The sequence below is a fragment of the Streptomyces sp. Edi2 genome (assembly GCF_040253635.1).
GTDB lineage: Bacteria > Actinomycetota > Actinomycetes > Streptomycetales > Streptomycetaceae > Streptomyces.
Genome location: NZ_JBEJGX010000003.1, coordinates 2,976,996 through 2,999,261 on the forward strand (window position 1 = coordinate 2,976,996; position 22,266 = coordinate 2,999,261).

At 73.5% G+C, this 22,266-nt stretch carries 17 protein-coding genes; 12 read left to right on the forward strand and 5 right to left on the reverse strand.

What is annotated here, in order from left to right; translation table 11 throughout:
* Positions 1–249 precede the first annotated feature (249 nt).
* Positions 250–1,338 (forward strand): mechanosensitive ion channel family protein, encoded by a 1,089-nt coding sequence (locus ABR737_RS16575; RefSeq protein WP_350250939.1) that lies wholly within the window; start codon positions 250–252, stop codon positions 1,336–1,338.
* Between the two features lie 193 nt (positions 1,339–1,531).
* Here ABR737_RS16575 and ABR737_RS16580 read toward each other — a convergent pair whose 3' ends face one another.
* Entirely contained in the window at positions 1,532–1,963 is a 432-nt protein-coding gene (locus ABR737_RS16580; RefSeq protein ID WP_350256806.1) for an SUKH-3 domain-containing protein, read from the reverse strand.
* 310 nt (positions 1,964–2,273) lie between these two features.
* Between ABR737_RS16580 and ABR737_RS16585 the strand changes: the two genes are divergently transcribed.
* From ABR737_RS16585 to ABR737_RS16595, 3 genes are all read left to right on the forward strand, one after another.
* Positions 2,274–3,440, forward strand: a complete 1,167-nt coding sequence (locus ABR737_RS16585) for an ROK family transcriptional regulator (protein ID WP_350250940.1) — start codon at positions 2,274–2,276, stop codon at positions 3,438–3,440.
* A gap of 201 nt (positions 3,441–3,641) precedes the next feature.
* On the forward strand, positions 3,642–4,925 hold the full coding sequence (locus ABR737_RS16590) for a 6-phospho-beta-glucosidase (RefSeq protein WP_350256807.1): 1,284 nt from the start codon (positions 3,642–3,644) through the stop codon (positions 4,923–4,925).
* Positions 4,916–5,968: an N-acetylglucosamine kinase gene (locus tag ABR737_RS16595; protein ID WP_350250941.1), complete on the forward strand. Its 1,053-nt coding sequence runs from the start codon at positions 4,916–4,918 to the stop codon at positions 5,966–5,968. Before ABR737_RS16590 ends, ABR737_RS16595 begins: the two co-directional genes overlap by 10 nt.
* Here the strand turns inward: ABR737_RS16595 and ABR737_RS16600 are convergent.
* On the reverse strand, positions 5,932–6,624 hold the full coding sequence (locus ABR737_RS16600) for a FadR/GntR family transcriptional regulator (RefSeq protein WP_350250942.1): 693 nt from the start codon (positions 6,622–6,624) through the stop codon (positions 5,932–5,934). The two genes, ABR737_RS16595 and ABR737_RS16600, sit on opposite strands and share 37 nt — an antisense overlap.
* A gap of 316 nt (positions 6,625–6,940) precedes the next feature.
* On the opposite strand from ABR737_RS16600, the gene ABR737_RS16605 reads away from it, so the two are divergent.
* From ABR737_RS16605 to ABR737_RS16640, 8 genes are all read left to right on the forward strand, one after another.
* Positions 6,941–8,329 carry a GlnX family signal transduction membrane protein gene (locus ABR737_RS16605; protein WP_350250943.1) on the forward strand — a complete coding sequence of 463 codons (1,389 nt, stop codon included), beginning with the start codon at positions 6,941–6,943 and terminating at the stop codon, positions 8,327–8,329.
* Between the two features lie 20 nt (positions 8,330–8,349).
* Positions 8,350–9,375 (forward strand): glutamate ABC transporter substrate-binding protein, encoded by a 1,026-nt coding sequence (locus ABR737_RS16610; RefSeq protein WP_350250944.1) that lies wholly within the window; start codon positions 8,350–8,352, stop codon positions 9,373–9,375.
* Between the two features lie 147 nt (positions 9,376–9,522).
* Entirely contained in the window at positions 9,523–10,848 is a 1,326-nt protein-coding gene (locus tag ABR737_RS16615; protein WP_350250945.1) for a coiled-coil domain-containing protein, read from the forward strand.
* Positions 10,845–13,502 carry a serine/threonine-protein kinase gene (locus tag ABR737_RS16620; protein WP_350250946.1) on the forward strand — a complete coding sequence of 886 codons (2,658 nt, stop codon included), beginning with the start codon at positions 10,845–10,847 and terminating at the stop codon, positions 13,500–13,502. The genes ABR737_RS16615 and ABR737_RS16620 overlap by 4 nt, the downstream gene beginning before the upstream one ends.
* Before the next feature lies 1 nt (position 13,503).
* Entirely contained in the window at positions 13,504–14,988 is a 1,485-nt protein-coding gene (locus ABR737_RS16625) for a protein phosphatase 2C domain-containing protein (RefSeq protein WP_350250947.1), read from the forward strand.
* Between the two features lie 375 nt (positions 14,989–15,363).
* Positions 15,364–16,716, forward strand: coding sequence for a vWA domain-containing protein (locus tag ABR737_RS16630; RefSeq protein ID WP_350250948.1), 1,353 nt, complete (start codon positions 15,364–15,366; stop codon positions 16,714–16,716).
* A 60-nt stretch (positions 16,717–16,776) separates the two neighbouring features.
* Positions 16,777–18,480, forward strand: a complete 1,704-nt coding sequence (locus ABR737_RS16635) for an FHA domain-containing protein (RefSeq protein WP_350250949.1) — start codon at positions 16,777–16,779, stop codon at positions 18,478–18,480.
* A 152-nt stretch (positions 18,481–18,632) separates the two neighbouring features.
* Positions 18,633–19,037 carry a globin gene (locus ABR737_RS16640; protein ID WP_030082224.1) on the forward strand — a complete coding sequence of 135 codons (405 nt, stop codon included), beginning with the start codon at positions 18,633–18,635 and terminating at the stop codon, positions 19,035–19,037.
* 150 nt (positions 19,038–19,187) lie between these two features.
* Here the strand turns inward: ABR737_RS16640 and ABR737_RS16645 are convergent, their stop codons facing one another.
* From ABR737_RS16645 to ettA, 3 genes are read right to left on the reverse strand one after another with little or no spacing between them, the layout of a single operon-like run.
* Positions 19,188–19,988 (reverse strand): DUF8185 domain-containing protein, encoded by an 801-nt coding sequence (locus tag ABR737_RS16645; protein WP_350250950.1) that lies wholly within the window; start codon positions 19,986–19,988, stop codon positions 19,188–19,190.
* Complete coding sequence (locus ABR737_RS16650) at positions 19,985–20,443, reverse strand: acyl-CoA thioesterase (RefSeq protein ID WP_350250951.1); 459 nt, start codon at positions 20,441–20,443, stop codon at positions 19,985–19,987. The genes ABR737_RS16645 and ABR737_RS16650 overlap by 4 nt, the downstream gene beginning before the upstream one ends.
* Positions 20,444–20,448: 5 nt before the next feature.
* Positions 20,449–22,113: an energy-dependent translational throttle protein EttA gene (gene ettA, locus ABR737_RS16655; protein WP_350250952.1), complete on the reverse strand. Its 1,665-nt coding sequence runs from the start codon at positions 22,111–22,113 to the stop codon at positions 20,449–20,451.
* Positions 22,114–22,266 lie beyond the last annotated feature (153 nt).

A 22,266-nucleotide genomic window follows, 5' to 3' on the forward strand; every position in this document is an offset into this window, starting at 1 on the left:
GACGATCTCCCCACAGTGTCCCCCGGTGCCTGGTGGGAGCGCCACCATGACCGAGTAACGGGTCGGAGGTGTTTTCCACCACACACCGGCACGTCCGGCCGGATCCGGTTCATTCCGGCCCTCCGCACAACTATCCGACTCGAACAAGGGCGCGGACCGTTCCTGTTGCCCCGTTAGTGTGGTTGGTCTGCCCGGTTCACGGTGTCCCACCGGGGCCCGGGTCTGCTGTCCCACACGGAAGGTTCGACTGTGTTCTGGTCCGCTTCGCCGGCCGCTGCCGCGCACCTGAGCGCCGCCACGCCCGGCCCATCCGGCCCGACGTCGCTCGACGACGCCACGGACAAGGCCACCAATGCCGCCGGCTGGGTGCAGGAGAACTGGGGGACGTGGCTCACGTCCGGCCTGCAGATCTTGCTGATCATCGTGATCGCGGTGGTGCTGCGGCATGTGATCCGCCGCACGATCACCAAGCTCATCGAGCGGATGAACCGCACCGTGGCCGCCGCCCAGGGCACCGCGCTGGGCGGTCTGCTCGTCAACGCCGAGAGACGCAGGCAGCGCTCCGAGGCCATCGGCTCGGTGCTGCGCAGTGTCGCCTCCTTCGTCATCATGGGCACCGCCGCCCTGACCGTGCTCTCCGTCCTGAAGATCAACCTGGCGCCGCTGCTGGCCAGTGCCGGTGTGGCCGGTGTCGCCATCGGTTTCGGCGCCCGCAACCTCGTCACCGACTTCCTCTCCGGCGTCTTCATGATCCTTGAGGACCAGTACGGCGTCGGCGACGAGATCGACGCGGGGGTGGCCAACGGTACGGTCATCGAGGTCGGCCTGCGGGTCACCAAGCTGCGCGGCCCCAACGGCGCGATCTGGTACATCCGCAACGGCGAGGTCAAGCGGATCGGCAACCTCAGCCAGGGCTGGGCCACCGCCGCCGTCGATGTGGTGATCGCCGCCGACCAGGACCTGGAGCGCGCCCGCGAGACCATCACCGGCGCCGGCGAGGAGATGTCCAAGGCCGAGCCCTGGAACGAGCAGCTGTGGGAGCCGGTGGAGGTCCTGGGCCTGAGCGAGGTCCACCTGGACACGGTCACCATCAGCGTCTCGGCCAAGACCATGCCCGGCAAGGCCCCCGGCGTGGAGCGCGAACTGCGCTGGCGCATCAAGCGCGCCCTGGACGCCGCCGGCGTCCACCTGGCCCCGCGCCCGGCCCCCGAGGACGAGGACGAGGAGGCCGCCGACTCCTCGGCCGGCATGGGCGCCCCCTCGGCCCTCAACAACCCGCTCTCCCCGCAGTCCCTGGCGACGAATCCGATCGCCTCGCCGTCGAAGATGGGGAAGTGAAGGGGAGTAAGAAGTAGGGGGAAGTAAACCGGCCCTCCGGGCCTGACGGCCGGGCTGTCGGGGGAGGGGCGCGCCGCGTGGGTGCGCCCCTTCTGCGTTGCGCCGGCCCTGAGCCCGACCGGAGGCGTGCCCGGTCCGCGGCTGCGCCGCTCAGACAGGCCGCAGATTCCCGCTGATCCAGTTACTGAAGAACTCACCTTTCGTCAGCGCCGAGGCCATACGCTCCGGTGTGATGGCAGCAATAGAATGCGCCGTCCTCGGCCACGAGGAAGATCGCACCGTCGGGAAGGTCGTATCCGATCCGGAACAGGCGCTTTTGCAGCTCGCGGGACAGCTCCGCGATCTCGCGGAAATCGCCGTCGCAACCGCCGGTCGGATTGGTGATCAGCAGGCTCGTGGGGTCACTTGGGTGTACCAGCCTGAGCAGCCCGTAGGAAGCGATGAACCGTTCGGCGACACCGAACGAGGCCATCGGAAATCCTTCCGCTTCCGACTCCGCCACTGCTTCCGCAAGGAATGCGCGAGCCTTCTCCCCGATATCTCCGTTACCTCTCTTTCCGCTGTTACCTCTGTCCGGACTCCAGCCATTTCCGGAGAGCCACTGCTGGATCTCGCCGCGTGACATTTCCACAAGCCCGGGAGCTTACGCCCAGGGCGCGGCGACCGGGGGGGCGGAGGGGACGACGGGCGGCGGGCGGTAGGCGGCGGGCAGCGGGCGGCGAAGCCGGCCCGCCCGCACCGTTGACGCCGCCTCGGCCCGCCGCTTAGCTTCCTGTGGGAACAATTGGAAGGTTTCTTAACAGATGCTCGGCGAGCGTTCCTGCGCCGCCGGAAAACGGGGGACCGCTCTCATGGCCGGTGGGCACAGCGCGCAACGGGCACAGAGAACGCCCGGAACGCAGAAAACACCCGGGACGCCGCGGGTGTTGCGGGCCATGAACGACCGGGCCGCGCTCGATCTGCTGGTGTCGCGGGGCCCGTTGACCCGTACGCAGATCGGGGAGCTGACCGGGCTGTCGAAGCCCACCGCCTCGCAGTTGCTGGCACGGCTGGAGGCCGCGGGGCTGGTGCGGACGACCGGGAATGTGACCGGGCGGCCGGGGCCCGGTGCGCAGCTCTACGCGATCGCCCCGGCGGCGGCCCATGTTGCCGCGCTGGCCGTCGATCAGCTGGGGATCACCGCCGCGGTCGCCGACATCACCGGGCAGGTGCTCGGGGAGGAACGGGTGGACGCCGGCATCGTCACCAGCACCGATACCGGCACCGCCGCCGTTGCCGAGGATGCGCCGCACCGGACCGCGCAGCTGGTCGCGCGGGCCGTCGACGGGGCGCTGGCCCGGGCCGGGCTGGAGCGCGGGCAGCTGCACGGGGCGGTGATCGGCACACCCGGTGCGCTGGACCCGCGGACCGGGCGGCTGCGCTATGCGCCGCATCTGCCGGGGTGGCACTCGCGGGCGCTGCAGGACGAACTGGCCGAGGTGCTGGGTACGCCGGTCACCATCGAGAACGATGTGAACCTGGCGGCGGTCGCCGAGCAGTACGACGGGGCCGCACAGGACGTCGACGACTTCGTGCTGGTGTGGGCGGACGAGGGGGTGGGCGCCGCCCTCGTGCTGGGCGGCCGGCTGCTGCGCGGGGCCACCGGCGGCGCGGGCGAGATCGGCTATCTGCCGCTGCCCGGCGCCCCGTTGTCCCGGGGCGGTGACCGCGGCGCCGGGCAGGCGGAGGCCGGCGGCGGCTTCCAGAGCCTGGTCGGTTCGCCGGGCGTGCTCCAACTCGCCCGGGAGTACGGGGCGCCGGACGTCCGTACCGTCGAGGCGGCGATGGCGCACGACGGGGTCCGGGCCGAGATCGCGCGGCGGCTGGCGACCGGGATCGCGGCCGTGGTCGCGGTCGTCGACCCGCGGCTGGTGGTGCTCTCCGGCGAGGTCGCCCGGGCCGGCGGGGAGGCGCTGCGCGCCCTGGTCGAGGAGGAGTTCACCGGGCTCCCGCTGCCCCGCCCCGCCCTGCGCCTGAGCTGTGTCGACGGCCCCGCGATCCTCACCGGCGCACTGCGGACGGCGCTCGCGAAGGCACGCGATGCGGTGTTCCACACCGGCTGAGTGCCGGGCTCCGGCCCGCGGATCCACGCCGCGCGGAACGTCACCGTCCTCTTCTTCGCACAGATCCTTCGCACAGATCCTCCGCACGGATTCTCCGCACGGATTCTCCGCACAGAAGGCCTTCGTCGAAGGCGTCACGCTCACCGGAGTGAAGGGCTGGTCCGTATGCCGTCTCCCCAGGGACGCACCCCGCACGCCCGTATCAAGCTCGCCGTGGTCGGCGGCGGCTCCACCTACACCCCCGAACTCATCGACGGTTTCGCGCGCCTGCGCGAGGTGCTGCCGCTGGAGGAGCTGGTCCTCGTCGACCCGGCAGCGGACCGGCTGGAGCTGGTGGGCGGCCTGGCCCGGCGGATCTTCGCCAGGCAGGGCCACCCGGGCCGGATCTCCTGTACCGACGACCTGGACGCCGCTGCCGACGGCGCGGACGCGGTGCTGCTGCAACTGCGGGTCGGCGGCCAGGCCGCCCGCCACCAGGACGAGACCTGGCCGCTGGAGTGCGGCTGCGTCGGCCAGGAGACCACCGGGGCAGGCGGCCTCGCCAAGGCGCTGCGCACGGTCCCCGTCATCCTGGACATCGCCGAGCGGGTGCGCCGCCGCAACCCCCGTGCCTGGATCATCGACTTCACCAACCCCGTCGGCATCGTCACCCGGGCGCTGCTCACCCACGGCTACAAAGCCGTGGGGCTGTGCAATGTCGCCATCGGTTTCCAGCGCCGGTTCGCCGCGCTGCTGGGCGTCTCCCCCGGCGGGGTCGAGCTGGAGCACGTCGGCCTCAACCACCTCACCTGGGAGCGGGCGGTACGCGTTGCGGGCGAGGACGTCCTCCCCCGGCTGCTGGCGGACCACGGCGACGCGCTGGCCGAGCATCTGCGCCTGCCCCGCTCGCTGCTCGACCGCCTCGGCGTCGTCCCCTCCTCCTACCTGCGCTACTACTACCGGCACGACGCGGTGGTACGGGAGTTGCGCGGCGCTCCGTCCCGCGCGGCGGAGGTCGCCGCCCTGGAGCAAAAGCTCCTCGGCATGTACGGCGACCCGGCACTCGACGAGAAGCCGGAGCTGCTGGCGCGGCGCGGCGGCGCCTTCTACTCGGAGGCCGCGGTGGCCCTGACCGCCTCCCTCCTGCGGCACACCGGCGACACCCAGGTCGTCAACGCCCTCAACCACGGCACCCTGCCGTTCCTGCCCGACGACGCGGTGATCGAGGTGCCCGCGACCGTGGACTCGACCGGCGCCACGCCCCTCCCGGTGCGCCCCCTGGAGCCGCTGTACGCCGGGCTGGTCGCGCACGTCAGCGCCTACGAACACCTCGCCCTCGAGGCCGCGTTGCGGGGCAGGGGCGGCCGGACATCCGACCGGGCGGGCGGGCGCAACGCCGTCTTCTCCGCGCTCCTCGCCCACCCCCTCATCGGCCGGGCCGACCACGCGGACCGGCTCACCGACGCGCTGATCGCGCACAACCGGGAGCATCTCCCGTGGGCCTGACCGGTACGGCGCTCGCCATCGACGCGGGCAACAGCAAGACCGACGTGGCGCTGGTGGACACCGACGGCAGGCTGCTCGGCACGGCACGCGGCGGTGGCTTCCGGCCGCCGGCGGTGGGGACCGGCCCGGCGGTCGACGTCCTGGCGCCGCTGGTGCGGTCGGTCCTGGCGCAGGCCCGCGCCGCGGGTCCCGTCGGGCACCTCTCCGCGTTCCTGGCAGGCGCCGACCTCCCCGTCGAGGAGGAGCGCCTGGCCGCCGAGATCGCGGGCCGGGGGTGGGCACGCACGGTGAGCGTCCGCAACGACACCTTCGCGCTGCTGCGGGCCGGGCTGCCGGACGACGGGGAGCGGGTGGGCGTCGCCGTGGTGTGCGGGGCGGGCATCAACTGCGCGGGGGCCGGCCGGGACGGTGCCACCGCGCGCTTCCCGGCCCTCGGCCGGCTCTCCGGTGACTGGGGCGGCGGGGCGTTCCTCGCCGAAGAGGCCGTGTGGTGCGCGGCCCGGGCCGAGGACGGCCGCGGCGCCCCGACCCGGCTGGCCGACGCCCTGCCCGCGCACTTCGGCCTGGCCGGCATGCCGGAACTGATCGAGGCCTTTCATCTGGGGGCCCTCCCCGGCCACCGCCGCCATGAGCTGGCGCCGCTGCTCTTCTCCGTGGCGGAGGCCGGTGACCCGGTCGCCCGGGGCCTCGTGGCCCGCCAGGCGGAGGAGATCGCGCTGCTGGCCACCGTCGCCCTGAAGCGCCTCGGCCTCCTCGGGGAAGGGGTCCCCGTGGTGCTGGGCGGCGGCGTCCTGGCCGCCCGTCACCCGCTCCTGCACGACCGGGTCACCCGGCTCCTCGCGGAACGTGCCCCCGGGGCGGTGCCCCATGTGGTGACCGCCCCGCCGGTGTTGGGGGCCGCCCTGGACACCTTGGACCGGGCGGGGGCGGGGGCGGACGCGTACGGACGGTTGCGGGCGGCTCGGTGGGCGGAGCGGCAGCCGCCCGGCCCTCAGCAGCCCGCCCCTCAGTCCCCCGCCGGAAGCGCCAAGTCCCGTACGTGACCGGCGAGGAGCAGGACCGCGGCGTCCACGGCGGCCCGGGGGTCCCGGTCGCGGATGGCGTCGGTGAGGCGGGAGTGCGGGTCGTCGGGAGCCGCGGTGGCGGTGTCCAGGCAGGCGGCGCGGCGCAGTTCCTCGCGCAGGGCGGCGCTCAGCGAGCGGTAGATGTCGGCGAGGACGGGGTTGTCGCTCGCCTCGGCCACCAGGACGTGGAACTCGGCGTCGGCGGCGGTGAAGGCCTCGCTGTCCTGGGCGTCGAGAGCGGCCCTGCGGCGGGCCAGCGCGGCTTCGATGCCGGCGAGCTGGCGGTCCGTACGGTGCTTGGCCGCCTGGCGGGCGGCGACCACGTCGAGGCCCTGGCGGACCTGGGTGACATGGCTGAGCTCGGCGCGTTCGAGGCGGCGGCGGAGGGCGAGGGCGCTGTCGTCGTCGGAGAGCACGAAGGTGCCGTCGCCCTGCCGGGGCTCCAGGAGGCCGGCGTGCACCAGGGACCGTACGGCTTCGCGGACCGAGGCGCGGCTGACCCCGAGGGTTTCGGACAGGGCGCTCTCGGGCGGGATGCGGCTGCCCACCGGCCAGGTGCCGTTCACGATCTGGGCGCGGATCTCGTCGGTCGCGGTCTCCACCAGCGACACCCTGCCCTTGCGGACCGACTGCACGGGATCACTCCCCCTTCGGCGCGGTGTCCGGGCCCCGGTGTCACCTGATGTCTGATGATTCTCCGCCCACTGTAGTGCCGGTCCCGGCGGCACGGCGGGCCCCGCCGGAACGCGGCCCGGACACGGCCCGGACGTGGCCAGGACAAGGCCCGGACGCGGTCCTCGAACAAGATCTCCGAACAAGATCGGGGCAATCGCGGTGTGTGTGTCAGTGGCTGCGGACATACTGCTGCCCATGCACCGGTTCTTCTCGTGAGCGCTCCCGGGCGCCGTGCACGGGGTCCGGTCCCGACGTCAGCGCCCAGGGGGAGGTTCCGTGTCGAGCACCAGCGCGCCGGCCTGCGACGGGTCACCGCCCACCGCGGGGCGCAGAACGGCCTGGGCCGAGGGGCTGGACGAGCTGCGGGCCGCGGCGACGACGGAGCCGGGCCGGCTGCGGGTGATCGGTGCGGTACTTGCCCTGCTGGTGGTGCTGTTCGGCGCGGTCACGGCCTGGCAGGCCGCGGACCGGGCGGCGGCCGCCGACGACGTGGTGGAGCGCAGCCAGCCGCTGTCCGCGGACGCCGCGAGCATCTACCGCTCGCTGGCCGATGCCGATACGACGGCCGCGGCCGGTTTCCTGGCCGGCGCCAAGGAGACCAGGGCGACCCGCGACCGGTATGCCGCCGATATCTCCACGGCGTCCGCGCTGCTGGTCAAGGCGGCCGCCAACAGCAGCGGTCCGTCCGGCGCCGGCGCGCAGATCGCGAAGCTCAACAGCGGGCTGCCGCGCTATACGGGGCTGGTGGAGACGGCGCGGGCGAACAACCGGCAGGGGCTGCCGCTGGGCGGCGCCTATCTGCGGTACGCCAATGAGCAGATGCGCACCGAACTCCTCCCTGCCGCACGGGCGTTGTACGACGCGCAGACGGACCGGCTGACGGCGGACTACGGCGCGGCCGGCGCCCGGCCGTGGTACGCGGTGGCGGCGGGGGTGGTGGCGCTCGCCGCGCTGGGGTGGGCGCAGCGCCGGCACTACCGGCGCACCAACCGGGTGTTCAACAGGGGCCTGCTGGCAGCGACGGCGGCGTCCGTGGTGGTGCTGGTGTGGCTGGTGGCGGGGCATAGCGTGGCGCGTACGGGGCTGACCGGTTCGTACGAGCACGGCGCCCGGTCGCTGCGGGTGCTCAACGAGGCGCGGATCGATGCGCTGCAGGCGCGCGCGGACGAGAACCTGACGCTGGTGGCGCGCGGCGCGGTACTGACGCACGGCCAGGAAGATTTCTACGAGGCCGGTTTCCGCTCCCGGATGGCGTACCTGGCGGGCGGGGGCGGCCCGGGGGCCGCGTCGGCGAAGAGCAGACTGGGAGCCGCACTGGCACTGGCCGACGACGAGGCGGGGCGGCGTCCGGTGCGCGCGGCGCTGACCGGCGTGCGGCAGTGGCAGGCGCGGCACGGCAAGGCGCGGACGGCGGACGAGAAGGGCGATTACCCGCAGGCGCTGGCCAAGGTGATCGGCCCGGACGGGTCCACCGGGGAGTCCTTCGACCGGGTGGCCGCCGGGCTGCAGCAGGCGCTGGTGCACGAGCAGGCGGAGTTCCGGTCGGCGGCGGACGCCGGGCGCAGGGCGCTGGACGGGCTTCCGGTGGGGGCCGGGCTGCTGGCGGCGTCGGCGGCGGTGGGCGCGGTGCTGGGAATCGGCCGCAGACTGGCGGAGTACCGGTGAGGAGGCCAGGTGAGAGGGGCATGCGGGTGCACGCGCGAGACCTGGTGAATCTGCGTGCCGTCCTTGCGCCGGTCGCGTCCGGGATGGGCGTGATGGCTATGGTCGCCGCCGTGCTGGTGCCGGCGCTGGGCGGCGACGCCGGGCATCCCCGGCACGGCCCCGGCCACGTCTCCTCGTCCGCGGCGGCACACCGGGCGTACGGCCCGGGGGCGGCGCCGGCCACACCTGCCGCCGCGCCGTGCACGGCGCGCAACGCCGCGGAGAGCCTGCGCCCTTCGCCGGACGACGGTGCGGCGGTGCGGCGGATCAAGGCGCGGGGTCAGCTGGTCGTCGGGGTGGACCAGAACACCTACCGGTGGGGGTACCGCAATCCCTCCACCGGCACGCTGGAGGGTTTCGACATCGATCTGGCGTGGGCGATCGCCGAGGACATCCTGGGCCCGCATCCCCCTGTGGTCTTCAAGACGGTGCCGACCAACCAGCGGATCCCGGCGCTGCAGAAGCGTGCGGTGGACATGGTGGTGCGGACGATGACGATCAACTGTGCCCGCAAGCGACAGGTGGCGTTCTCGACCTCGTACTTCCAGGCGGGGCAGCAGGTGCTGGCCCCGATCGACTCGACGATCAAGGCCTTCGACGATTCGCTGCGGGGCCGGCGGGTGTGCACGGCGGCGGGTTCGACGGGGGAGACGGCGCTGCGGGCGCGGCCGCACGGCGCGCAGGTGCTGACGGTGCCCAGCCAACTCGACTGTCTGGTGCGGCTGCAGCTGGGCCAGGCGGATGCGGTGGTCACGGACAGCGCGCTGGCGGCGGCGCAGGCGGCGCAGGACCCGAGGGTGGAGCTGAAGGGCGCGCCGTTCACGGACGAGTCGTACGGCGTGGCGATGAACAAGGACGACCCGGATCTGGTGCGGCGGGTGAACAAGGTCCTGGACGACTACCGGGGCGGCGGCGAGCACAGCGCCTGGATGCGGGCGTACCGCAAGTGGCTGAAGGCCGATCTGCCGGGCATATCGGGACCGCCCGCGCCGGAGTACGGCGACTGATCGCTCCAAGGAGCGGAGTAGTGCCACTGATCGCCCCGGGAGGGCCGGATGCCGTCACTATGGAAGAGGTCGTGGGAGGAGCAGACCGCAGCGGCCGCCCGGCCGCGGCAAACGCCGTGCACCGTACGTGTATTGGAGAGGTGATCGATGGGGGTCCCCAGGCCCTTCCCCGGTTCGCCGGGGGAGCCCGATGCCCCGGTGCCGGGCCAGGAGGAGGTGGACCGCGCGCTGGCGCGGCTCGGTGCCGAGTACGAGGCGATCGAGACGTCGCTGCTCGCGTTGCAGGATCACGCGGGCCGCCGGCTGCTGGAGGGCGCCGGTCTGGCCGGCACCACCAAGGAGCGCTGGGCCGCGGCGGAGCGGTCCATCACGGTCCTGTGGACGCTGTTCGACGCGTATACGGCGGCGCTGGAGCAGGCGCGTGAGCTGCGGGCCCGGCGGCGCCGGCCGTCCCCGGAGGACCTGGCGGAGCTGACCGGGCTGCTGTTCGGCGACGGGGTGACGGTGCCGGCTGCGGCCGCGTCCGGCGGCGGCGGGCCGGACGGCCCGGCCCTCACGGGTGAACGGTTCGGTCTGGAGGAGCTGGTCGAGCGGGTGAACGGGCTGTACGCGCAGTCGCTGGACGTCATCGTCGCCGCCGATGCGGTCTGGTCGGCGCTGCCGGCCCGGATAGACCTGCTGTCGGCCGAGTTGCAGCGGACGCGTTCGCTGGCGCATTCGGTGGGCGTGCGCCCCGGTGAGCATCCGGCCGGCGACGACCTGGAGCGGATCACGGACGAGCTGCTGCGGCTGCGGGAGCGGGTGATCGCGGATCCGCTGGCGTTCTGGGTGTCGTCGTCGACGGGGAGTTCGGCGCCGGGCGGCGGCCGCCCGGACACCACGCGCTACGACCGTGCGGCCCGTGCGCTGGAGGACATCCGGCGTGAGGTGGCGGCGGTGCTGGATGTGCGGCAGGACGCGGAGCGGCGGCTGATGCAGCTGCGGGACGTGCTGTCGCGGGCGGACCGCACGCTGACCGAGGCGCGGCAGGCCCGCGGCGAGGTGCTGGCGAAGATCGCCGCGTCGGAGGTGCCGGCGGTCAGCGGCCCGTCGACGGCGCTGCACGAACAGCTGGCCGCGGCCGCCGACTACCGAAGACGGTCGCAGTGGCACCGGCTCTCGCCGCTGCTGGACAGTCTGGAGGAGCGGGCGGAGGACGAACTCCTGCGGGCCCGCGAGTCGCTGACGGCGGTGACCGCGCCGCTGGCGGTACGGGCCGAGCTGCGCGGCCGGCTGGATGCGTACAAGGCGAAGCTGGCACGTCACGGTTTGGCTCAGGATCCGCTGCTGACCGAACGCTACGACCTGGCGCGGCGGATGCTGTGGAGTGGGCCGTGTGATCTGCGGGCAGCCGAGCAGGCGGTGTGGCGCTATCAGCAGGCGGCGGCGGAGGCATTGGCCGTGCAACAGCGGGAGGGCAGGGGGGATTCGTGACGGAGCGGGCCGACGAGCGCTGCCAGCGGCGGGAGTGCGCGGGCAGCTATGAGGATGTCGGCGGCGGCGAGCTGTACTGCGACCTGTGCGGGCTGGCGCCGGTGGTCTCGCCGGACGGCCTGCTGTCCTCGCCGCCCACGGGCCTGACGAGCCGGGCGCTCACGGACGGCACGACGGGCCGCGAGGCGGCGGGGGCGCTGCTGACGGTCCCCTCCCCCGGCCCCGGTTCCGGCCCCGATTCCGGCCCAGGTTCCGGTTCCGGCCCCGGCACCCGCACCGCCCGTTCCTCGCCCTCGCGGCGCTCGGTGCCCGGGCGGCACTCGCGCGCGGTGTCCGGCAGGGGGCCGGAGCGCGGTATGGCAGCGGTGTCGGTGCGCGGTGCGGGCAGCGGCTCCTCGTCCGGGGCGGCGCGGGGACGGCTGGGCGCGGGGCTGGTGACGGTGCCGGAGGTGCCGCGGCCCGATCCGCGTGCGGCGGTGCTGGAGCATCCGGAGGTCCCGGAGCGGAAGCGGTTCTGCAGCCGTACGGACTGCGGTGCGCCGGTGGGCCGGGCGCGCGGTGAGCAGCCGGGCACCACGGAAGGCTTCTGCATCAAGTGCGGCCACCCGTACAGCTTCGTGCCCAAGCTGCGGCCCGGCGACATGGTGCACGGCCAGTACGAGGTCGCGGGCTGTCTGGCGCACGGCGGGCTCGGCTGGATCTATCTGGCGACGGACCATGCGGTCTCCGACCGGTGGGTGGTCCTCAAGGGACTGCTGGACACCGGCGACGAGGAGGCGCTGGCGGTGGCGGTGTCCGAGCGGCGCTTCCTCGCCGAGATCGAGCACGCCAACATCGTGCGGATCTACAACTTCGTGGAACACCTCGACCGGGCGACGGGCAGCCTCGACGGCTACATCGTCATGGAGTACGTCGGCGGCAAGTCGCTCAAGGAGCTCGCCAACGACCGGCGCACGCCCCAGGGCAGGCGCGATCCGCTGCCGGTCGAACAGGCCTGTGCGTACGGCATCGAGGCGCTGGAGGCGCTGGGCCACCTGCACCGCCGCGGCTACCTCTACTGCGACTTCAAGGTCGACAACGCCATCCAGCAGCACGACCGGCTCAAGCTGATCGACATGGGCGCGGTGCGCGGGATGGACGACCACCGCAGCCCGGTCTACGGCACGATCGGCTATCAGGCGCCGGAGATCGCCGCGCTGGGCCCGTCGGTCTCCTCCGACCTCTACACCGTCGCCCGCACCCTCGCGGTCCTCACCTTCGACTTCCAGGGCTATACGAACGTCTTCGCGGACTCCCTGCCCGATCCGGACCACATCGAGGTGTTCCGCGCCTACGAGTCGTTCTACCGGCTGCTGGTGCGCGCCACGGACCCGGACCGGGCGCGCAGATTCGCCTCGGCGGAGGAGATGGCCGAGCAGCTGACGGGCGTACTGCGGGAGGTGGTGGCGCTCCAGACGGGCGAGCCGCGGCCCGCGCTGTCCCCGCTGTTCGGGCCCGAACTCCGGGTGGTCGACACGGAGCTGATGGCGGCGGCGGAGGGCGACAGTTCGCTGCTGGGCGCTCGGGGGGCGCGGGGTCGGGGGGCGGCGCCGGCACGCCCCGCGGCACCAGCATCCGCAGGCCCCGCGCTGCGCCCCCTGGACGTCGCCGGCGCCGCCCTGGCCCTGCCGGTGCCGCGGGTGGATCCGGACGACCCCCACGCCGGGCTGCTGGCGGGGTTGCTGGCCGCCGCGCCCGCCGAACTGCTGGACGCGCTGCGCTCGGCGCCGGCCGACTCCCTGGAGGTCCGGCTGCGTGCGCTGCGCGCCCGTCTGGAGACGGGTGACGGCGCGGCGGCGCAGCGGGCGCTGGAGGAGATGGCGGCGGAGCCCGCCGGGGAGTGGGCCGCCGGGGAGTGGGCCGCCGCGGAGTGGGCCGCGGCGGGGCGTGACGGCGGCGGGCCCGGCACCCGGGGCGCGGACTGGCGGGTGGTGTGGCATCGCGGCCTGGTGTCGCTGACGACCGGTGACCGCGAGGGCGCCGCGCTGGCCTTCGATGCTGTCTACGATGCCTTCCCCGGTGAGCCGGCGCCGAAGCTGGCGCTGGGGATCTGTGCGGAGCTGCTGGACCAGCTGGACAACGCCGTGGAGTACTACCGCCTGGTGTGGGCGACCGACCGCAGTTACGTCAGCGCGGCGTTCGGACTGGCACGGGTACGGCTGGCGGCGGGCGACCGCGCGGGCGCGGTCGGGGCGCTGGAGTCCGTCCCCGAGTCGTCCATCCACTACATCGCGGCACGGATCGCGGCGGTCCGCGCCCGGCTGCGGGGGCGCCCGCCGCGCGATCCGCTGACGGCGGACCTGCGGGCGGCCGCCGAACAGGTCGAGGCGCTTGCGGACTTCGGTCTGGACGCCGAACGAAGGGAACAACTCACCACCGAGGTACTGGGCAGCGCCCTGGACTGGGTACTCTCCGGGGGCCACGGTGCCGGGCCGGACGGTCCGGCGGGCGTGGCCGAGCGGCCGTCGCTGCTCGGCTGCCCGCTGGACGAGCGCGGTCTGCGGTTCGGCCTGGAGCGGTCGTACCGCTTGCTCGCGCGGCTGGCGCAGCGTGGTGAGAAGAGGATCGAACTGGTGGAACGGGCCAACCGCTTCCGCCCCAGGACGTGGGTGTGACATGGGTGTGACTGAGCCGTCCCGGTGCCCGGGCTGCGACGAACCGCTGGCTCCGGGAGACAACTTCTGCGGGCGGTGCGGCGCCGCTCTCCCGGCGCCCGCCGCGACGCCGGCGTACGACGCCCGGCCCGCGCACGGCGTCCCCGCCGCACCTCCCGTGCCGCCCCCGCCACCGGTGCCGCCCGGGGTGCCCGGTCCGGCCGGGCCGCCGCACGCCAATAGTGCGGGTGCGGCCGGGCCGCCGCCTCCTCCGGACCCGCAGGCCCGCCTCCCGTACGGGGACGCGGGCACGGTGCCGGGGCCTGGCCCCGTGCCTGCGCCGGTGCCGGGCAACGCCCCGCCGGTGCCCAGCCATGCGCCCTCGGTGCCTGGCCATGCCCCCTCGGTGGCCGGTCCCGCACCGGTGGCCGGTCCCGCCCCCGTGCCCGGTGCCGCACCGGTGACCGGTGGTCCCGCGTCCGTGGCCGGTGGTCCCGCCCCGGCGGCCGACACGCCGCCGCCCGTGGACCCGCCGGTGGACCCGCCCGCCGCCGCGCCCGTCGACCCGCGCGTGGCCGGAGCGGCAGGCGGCGCCGCCCGCTGTGCCGCCTGCCGTTCCGGCGCCGTGGGGCCGGACGGCTACTGCGAGCACTGCGGGCACGCCCAGCCCCGTGAACGCGACCACATGGAGCGCGAGTTGGCGGGCATCGCGGCGGTCAGCGACCGGGGCCACCGGCACCACCGCAACGAGGACTTCTTCGCGCTCCGCGCCGCCGCGCTCCCCGACGGCACCCCCGCCGTGGTCGCGGTGGTCTGTGACGGCGTCTCCTCGGCGACCCGTCCGGACGAGGCGTCCACGGCGGCGTCCGAGGCCGCCGGCGAGGCGCTGCGAACGTCACTGCCGCAAGGCACCCATCCCCAACAGGCCATGCACGAGGCCATCCTGGCGGCCTCCTCCGCCGTCGACGCGCTGGCCCCCGACCCCGCCTCGGCGCATGACGCACACCGTCAGCAGAACGCCCCGGCCTGCACCTTCGTCGGTGCGGTGGTGGGCGGCGGACTGCTGACCGTCGGCTGGGTCGGCGACAGCCGCGCCTACTGGATCCCCGATGACCGTACGGCGCCGCCCGCCCGGCTCACCGAGGACGACTCCTGGGCCGCCCAGATGGTCGCCAACAACCTGATGTCCGAGGCCGAGGCGAACGCCGACGAGCGGGCGCACGCCATCACCGGCTGGCTCGGGGCGGACGCGTACGAGGTCGAGCCGCACACCGCCACGTTCAAGCCGGACGGGCCCGGTGTCGTCGTGGTGTGCACCGACGGGCTGTGGAACTACGCGGAGTCCGCGGAGCAGATGGCCGCGGTGCTGCCGTACGACGCGCCCAGCAGGCCGCTGGAGAGCGCCCGCACGCTGGTCACCCACGCCCTCGACGGCGGCGGCCACGACAATGTAACGGTGGCAGTGGTGCCGTTCCCCGCCCCCGCGGGGCGGGCAGGATCGGCCTGACCAACTCACCACCGCCCCACCGGCCGCCGGTCCGGATGCCGCTCCGGCGGCCGGTGGGGCGCACCGCACAAGGCGCCCTGTACGAAGCACGGGCGCGCCCTGTGGCAACACGGCGCGCCCCACACACCGCCGAAAACCGGACACACCAGAGCCGGAACAGGCCACATCACGCGCCCTGGACGACCTGCACCACGCGCTCTGCCAGACCGACCCGCACCACGTGCTCTGTACGACCGGCCCGCAGCACATGCTCTGCACGGCGCGCCCCCTGCGTCCTGCACAGCGCGCCCCACGCACCCCCGCACCACGCATGAGGCAGCACGGCCCCGCCTCGGCCCCGATCGACCGGTTACGGCGTCTCAAGGAGCGGAACGGATGGCCAACTTCACCAAGTCCCGCGTGCCGCGCTTCTGTACCGAGGTGTACCAGAACCCCTGCCTGCCCGAAGGCGGGCGCGAGGTGCACGCCATCGTGACGGTCACCGCTACCGGGGGCGGCACGACCGGGGGCCGGCCGGTCCGTGCGGTGGGCACCGGCGGGCCGGACGCCGGCGTGGTGATCATGGTGGACTGCTCCGGGTCGATGGACCATCCCCCGGAGAAGATGCGCGGCGCTCGTGCGGCGACGGCCGCCGCCATCGACACCGTGCGCGACGGCGCCCGCTTCGCGGTGGTGGCCGGAACACACCGGGCCGCCGAGATCTTCCCCGGCGGCGGCCGGCTGGCCGTAGCCGGTGCGGCAACCCGCGCACGGGCGAAGGAGGCCCTGCGGAAGCTGAGCGCGGGCGGCGGTACGGCCATCGGGACCTGGCTGCGGCTGACCGGCCGGCTGCTGTCGGACGCCGAGGTGGGTATCCGGCACGCCGTTCTGCTCACCGACGGCCGCAATGAACACGAGTCATCGCAGGAGCTGCGCGCCGTCCTGGACGCCTGCGCCGGCTCGTTCACCTGCGACGCCCGCGGCGTCGGCACGGACTGGGAGGTCAAGGAGGTCACCGGGATCGCCTCGGCGCTGCTCGGCACCGCCGATATCGTCGCCGACCCGGCGCACCTCACCACCGACTTCACGCAGCTGATGGAGAAGGCGATGGGCAAGGAGATCGCCGATGTCGCCCTGCGGCTGTGGACCCCGCTGGGCGCCGAGACCGTCTTCGTCAGGCAGGTGGCGCCCGCCGTGGCGGAGCTGACCGGTCGGCGCCGGGATGCGGGCCCGCGGTCGGGGGACTATCCGACCGGCTCCTGGGGCGACGAGTCCCGCGACTACCACCTCTGCCTGCGGGTCCCCGCAGCCGCCGTCGGCCAGGAAATGCTCGCCTGCCGCGTCTCGTTGATCATCTCCGCGCCGGACGGCCCTGCCCCGTCCGCCACCCCGCCGCGCCCCCTGGCGCAGGGGCTCGTACGCGCCGTGTGGACGGACGATGTGACCGCTTCCACATCGATCAATCCGCAGGTCGCGCACTACACAGGACAGGCGGAACTGGCATATGTCATCCAGCAGGGCCTGGATGCCCGCAAGTCGGGTGATACCGACGGCGCCATGGCGAAACTGGGCCGTGCGGTGCAGCTGGCAGGCGTCTCGGGCAACGAGGAGACTGCGAAACTGCTTGCGAAGGTGGTGGACGTCGTCGATGCGGCGACCGGTACTGTGCGACTGAAGGCGAAGGTCGCCGAAGCGGACGAGATGACTCTCGAGACGCGCTCGACGAAAACCGTTCGCATGAAGAATTAGCCACGATCAGTACCGAGCAGTTCCACCGCAGCACATCGGTACGGAGGGGGAAGAACCGACATGCCGACCTGCCCGAGCGGCCACCAGTCGGTGGCCGAAGACTGGTGCGAGGTGTGCGGCCAGCGGATGGCGGGCGCTGTGCCCCCGTCGCCCTCCTTGCCTGCAGGATTCCTGAACACGCCGCCCGGCCCGCCGCCCGGACAGCCCGGCCCGCCCCCTGGACAGCCCGGCCCGCCCCCCGGCCAGCCCGGCCCGCCGCCCGGCGGCCCCGGCCCCGGCTTCGGCGGCCCCGGCGCACCGGACGGCCAGGGCGGCCAGGACAGCCAGGGCGGCTACGGCTTCCCGCCCCCGGCACCCGGCCCCCAGGGCGGCCAGGACGGCTACGGTTTCCCGCCCCCCGCTCCCGGCCCCGGCGGCCCCGGCCCCCAGGGCGGCCAGGACGGCTACGGTTTCCCGCCGCCCGCCCCCGGCCCCGCGGCTCCCGGCCCCGGCACCCAGGGTGGTCAGGGCGGCCAGGGCGGCTACGGCTTCCCGCCCCCCGCGCCGGGCCCCCAGGGCGGCCCCGGGCAGCCCGGTCCGTCCGGGCAGCCCGGCCAGTCCGAGACCTGCCCTCAGTGCGGTACCCCGCGTGAGGCGATGGCGCCGTTCTGTGAGGGCTGCCGCTACAACTTCCTCACCAACTCCCCCACGTCCTACGCGCCGCCGCAGCCGGGCCCGCAGGGCGGCCAGGGCGGCTATGGCTTCCCCCCGCCCGCACCCGGGCCGCAGGGTGGCCAGGACGGCTACGGCTTCCCGCCCCCGCAGCAGCCCCAGCCCCAGCCCCCGCAGCAGCACGGCATGCCCCCCGGCGGCCCCGGCGGCTTCCCGGGTCAGCCGGGCCCCGGCGGCCCCGGTCAGCCCGGCCCCGGCAATTTTCCCGACCAGCCCGGCCCGGGCGGTTTCCCTGACCAGCCCGGCCCCGGTGGCTACCCCGGCATGCCCGGCCCCGGCCCGGCCGGCCAGCCCGGCCCGCCGCAGCAGCAGCAGGGCGGCGACGACTGGACGCTGAATCCGCCGAGCGCCCAGCCCGGGCCCCCGCCGATGGCACCCGCCCCGCCCGGACCGGGCCCGCAGGCCCCGTTCGAACAGCAGCCGCCGTCGCCGTTCCCGCCCCAGCCGCAGGCCCCGTACGAACAGCAGCAGCCGCAGGCTCCGTTCGAGCAGCAGCAGCCCGGCCCGTACGAGCAGCAGCAGCAGCCCGCGCCGTTCGAGCAGCAGCAGATGCCGCCGCAGCAGCAGCCCGGGCCCGACCAGCAGTGGAACGGCGGCCCCGGCCAGGGGCCCGCGGCACCGCCGCAGGGTCCGCAGCCGGTCGTCGGCAACGGCTGGGTGGTGGCGATCGCGCCGGACCGCGAGTACTTCATGGCGATGATGGGCCGCAGCGGCCCGGAGGCGGCGGGGCTCAATCTGCCCTCGTACTCCCCCGAGCAGGTGCTCCCGCTCGCCAACGGACAGATCGCGGTCGGCCGCCGCCGGAACAGCACCGGTGAGGCCCCGGACATCGATCTGGGCAGCACGCCGGAGGACCCGGGCGTCTCGCACCAGCACGCGCTGCTGGTGCAGCAGCAGGACGGCAGCTGGGCGGTGGTGGACCAGAACTCCACCAACGGCACGACGGTCAACCTCGCCGAGGACCCCATCCAGCCCTATGTGCCGGTACCGCTCCATGAGGGCGACCGGGTGCATGTCGGTGCCTGGACGACGCTGACCGTCCGCCGCGGCTGACCCGCCGCAGGCCACCGGGCGCCCCCGGGGCGTGATCAACCGGTCACGCCCCGGCCGCATTTCCGGCCGCACTGCGGTCGCGGTCCGGCCGTGACCGGTCTCTCCGTCCTACGACCGAAGTCCTCGGCCGGGGCGTCTGCCACCATGGACGGGTGAACAAGATTCCACGCGGCACGCTCGAGGAGCAGACCTTCTACGAACAGGTCGGTGGCGAGGAGACCTTCCGGCGCCTGGTGCACCGCTTCTACCAGGGAGTCGCCGAGGACCCGCTGCTGCGGCCGATGTACCCGGAGGAGGACCTGGGCCCGGCCGAGGAGCGGCTTGCGCTCTTCCTCATGCAGTACTGGGGCGGCCCCCGTACGTACAGCGACGGGCGCGGACACCCGCGGCTGCGGATGCGGCACGCCCCCTTCACCGTCGACCGGGCCGCCCACGACGCCTGGCTGCGCCACATGCGGGACGCGGTGGACTCCCTCGACCTGTCCGAGGCCCACGCCACGCAGCTGTGGAACTACCTGACGTACGCGGCCGCCTCGATGATCAACGCCGCGGACTGACACGGCCGTACGCGTGCCGGCGCGGACCCACACGGCCTGACGCACGCCGCCCGGCTGTGTGAGTCCGGGTGTGATGCGTTCCACGGTCCGCTCGCGCCGGCACGCGTCGGTGGTCCGCTCCGGCGCGCGCCGGTCCGCCTCACCGCCTGGTCAGGCAGGCGTGACGGTGAGCCCCGAGAGTCCGGTCAGCCCTTCCGGGCCCCCGGTCCGTACGGCGATCGACCCGTACGGGGTGCTCAGCCGCAGCCAGCCGCCCGAGGACAGCAGGCTCAGCGGCTGGGGCTGCGGTACGGGGCCGGGGGCAGCGGCGCCGGAAGACGTACCGCTCCCCACGAGCGCACCCGCCCGCGCCGGCCGGAGAAAGCCCAGCGACTGCGCGGCATGGGCGGCACGCAGCGGAAGATGGGTGTCGCCGAGGGTCCGCGACCAGATCTCCCGGCCGATACGGTCCCGTTCGCTGCGGGTGCGGTGCTGCGGCGGCAACGCCTCGTCACGGGCCCGGAATTCGGCGACCGCACCGGCCACCGCACGCAGCAGTGCCTCGGGCGCGGGCAGTCCCGGCACCCGCTGCCAGCCGCCGCGCGGCGGCAGCAGCCCCGTCCACGGCGGACCGGTCACCGCGGCGGGCACGGTCACCACGCCCGCCGGCTCCTCGATGCCGTCGAGGAGTTCACCGGCCGAGACGGTGGCGTCCACAGCGGTGTGCGCGGCGTGCGCAGCGCTGTCCCCGGCGTCCGGAGTGCCGTTTCCGGCGTCCGCGGTGCCGTTCCCGGCGAGCCGGGCGGTGCGGATCGCCAGCACCTCGAAGGACGGCGGGCGGCCGAAGACGGCAAGCACCCCGCCGCCGGCCTGGAGGCGTACCGCGGCGGCCTTGTCGTAGTGGATCAGCCGGGCAAGGAAGGCGGCGAGATCCGCCGCCTCCCCCGCGTCGGCCAGGTGAAGCGCCGTCATACCGCGGCGGTCCCCTTCGGGTGCGACGTCTGGTGTGACGTCTGGTGTGACGCGTCGTCCAGATACTCCTTGAGGATCGCCTTCTCCTCCGCGGTGAGGCGGCGCGGGCGCTCCTCGGTGAAGTTGTACGGGACGACGACGGTCGAGGCGCGCAGGTAGAGCGCGTCCTCGTCCTTGACCTCGTAGCCGACCGTCATCGACGCGGCGCTGATCTTCGTCACCCACAGTTCGACGGTCACCGGGGCGGGCCGGTGCACCAGCGGCCGCACATAGTCGATCTCGTGCCGGGCGACGACCGAGCCGCCCGTGAACGACGGACTGCCGCCCTCCGGCGCCAGCCGGCGCATGAAGTCGATCCGCGCCTCTTCGAGGTAGCGGACGAACACCGCGTTGTTGACATGGCCGAACGCGTCCATGTCCGACCAGCGCAGGGGGCAGGAGTAGAGGTAACGCACGGCGGTCAGCCCCGGGTCAGCTTCTTGTACGTGGCGCGGTGCGGGCGGGCCGCGTCCGCACCGAGGCGCTCGATCTTGTTCTTCTCGTACGACTCGAAGTTGCCCTCGAACCAGAACCACCGGGATTCGCCCTCGTACGCCAGGATGTGCGTGGCGACGCGGTCCAGGAACCAGCGGTCGTGGGAGACGACCACGGCGCAGCCCGGGAACTCCAGGAGCGCGTTCTCCAGCGAGGACAGGGTCTCGACGTCGAGGTCGTTGGTCGGCTCGTCGAGGAGCAGCAGGTTGCCGCCCTGCTTGAGGGTGAGCGCCAGGTTGAGGCGGTTGCGCTCACCACCGGAGAGCACCCCGGCCGGCTTCTGCTGGTCCGGGCCCTTGAAGCCGAACGCGGACACATAGGCGCGCGAGGGCATCTCGACCTGGCCGACGTTGATGTAGTCGAGCTCGTCGGAGACCACGGCCCACAGGGTCTTCTTGGGGTCGATGTTCTCGCGGCTCTGGTCGACGTAGGAGATCTTGACGGTCTCGCCGACCTTGATGTCGCCGGAGTCCGGGGTCTCCAGACCCTGGAGCATCTTGAACAGCGTGGTCTTGCCGGCGCCGTTCGGGCCGATGACGCCGACGATGCCGTTGCGCGGCAGCGTGAAGCTCAGGTTCTCGATCAGGACCTTCTCGCCGAAGGCCTTGTTGAGCTTGTCGACCTCGACGACGACATTGCCCAGACGCGGGCCCGGCGGGATCTGGATCTCCTCGAAGTCCAGCTTCCGCATCTTGTCGGCCTCGGCGGCCATTTCCTCGTAACGGGCCAGTCGCGACTTGGACTTGGCCTGCCGCCCCTTGGCGTTGGAGCGGACCCACTCCAGCTCTTCCTTCAGACGCTTGGCACGCTTGGCGTCCTTCTGGCCCTCGACCTTGAGACGGGTCTCCTTGGTCTCCAGGTACTTGGAGTAGTTGCCCTCGTAGCCGTGCAGGCGGCCGCGGTCGACCTCACAGATCCACTGGGCGACGTGGTCGAGGAAGTACCGGTCGTGGGTGACGGCGACGACGGTGCCGGGGTACTTCGCGAGGTGCTGCTCCAGCCACTGCACGGACTCGGCGTCCAGGTGGTTGGTGGGCTCGTCGAGGAGCAGCAGGTCGGGGGCTTCCAGCAGCAGCTTGCACAGCGCGACGCGGCGGCGCTCACCACCGGAGAGGTTGGTGACCGGCCAGTCGCCGGGCGGGCAGCCCAGCGCGTCCATGGCCTGCTCCAGCTGGGTGTCCAGGTCCCACGCGTTGGCGTGGTCAAGGTCCTCCTGGAGCTTGCCCATCTCCTCCATCAGCGCGTCGGAGTAGTCGGTCGCCATGAGCTCGGCGACCTCGTTGAAGCGGTGGAGCTTGCCCATGGTCTCGGCGGCGCCGTCCTGCACGTTCTGCAGCACCGTCTTGGACTCGTCCAGCGGCGGCTCCTGCAGGAGCATGCCGACGGTGTAGCCCGGGGAGAGGAACGCGTCACCGTTCGACGGCTGCTCAAGACCGGCCATGATCTTCAGCACCGTGGACTTACCGGCGCCGTTGGGACCCACGACACCGATCTTTGCGCCCGGCAGGAAGCTCAGCGAGACGTCATCGAGGATGACCTTGTCGCCGTGCGCCTTGCGCGCCTTGCGCATCGTGTAGATGTACTCAGCCAAGAGAAACCGTCCGGCAGATTTGGATGGATCAGGGTCTGTGCGCCACCGCCCCAGGGCCGTCATACGCCGTGACCATGGGAAGGGCAGATACACCCATCTTGCCGTACGCCCGTGCTCTGGCGGAAACGAGTAGGTCAGAGCGCCCCTGCTCAG

Bases quoted from the DNA above. Each gene is read 5' to 3' on its own strand.
- ABR737_RS16580 (WP_350256806.1), bottom strand. From the start codon at position 1,963: ATGTCACGCGGCGAGATCCAGCAGTGGCTCTCCGGAAATGGCTGGAGT.
- ABR737_RS16585 (WP_350250940.1), top strand. From the start codon at position 2,274: ATGAACGACCGGGCCGCGCTCGATCTGCTGGTGTCGCGGGGCCCGTTG.
- ABR737_RS16610 (WP_350250944.1), top strand. From the start codon at position 8,350: ATGCGGGTGCACGCGCGAGACCTGGTGAATCTGCGTGCCGTCCTTGCG.
- ABR737_RS16615 (WP_350250945.1), top strand. From the start codon at position 9,523: ATGGGGGTCCCCAGGCCCTTCCCCGGTTCGCCGGGGGAGCCCGATGCC.
- ABR737_RS16625 (WP_350250947.1), top strand. From the start codon at position 13,504: ATGGGTGTGACTGAGCCGTCCCGGTGCCCGGGCTGCGACGAACCGCTG.
- ABR737_RS16630 (WP_350250948.1), top strand. From the start codon at position 15,364: ATGGCCAACTTCACCAAGTCCCGCGTGCCGCGCTTCTGTACCGAGGTG.
- ABR737_RS16635 (WP_350250949.1), top strand. From the start codon at position 16,777: ATGCCGACCTGCCCGAGCGGCCACCAGTCGGTGGCCGAAGACTGGTGC.
- ABR737_RS16645 (WP_350250950.1), bottom strand. From the start codon at position 19,988: ATGACGGCGCTTCACCTGGCCGACGCGGGGGAGGCGGCGGATCTCGCC.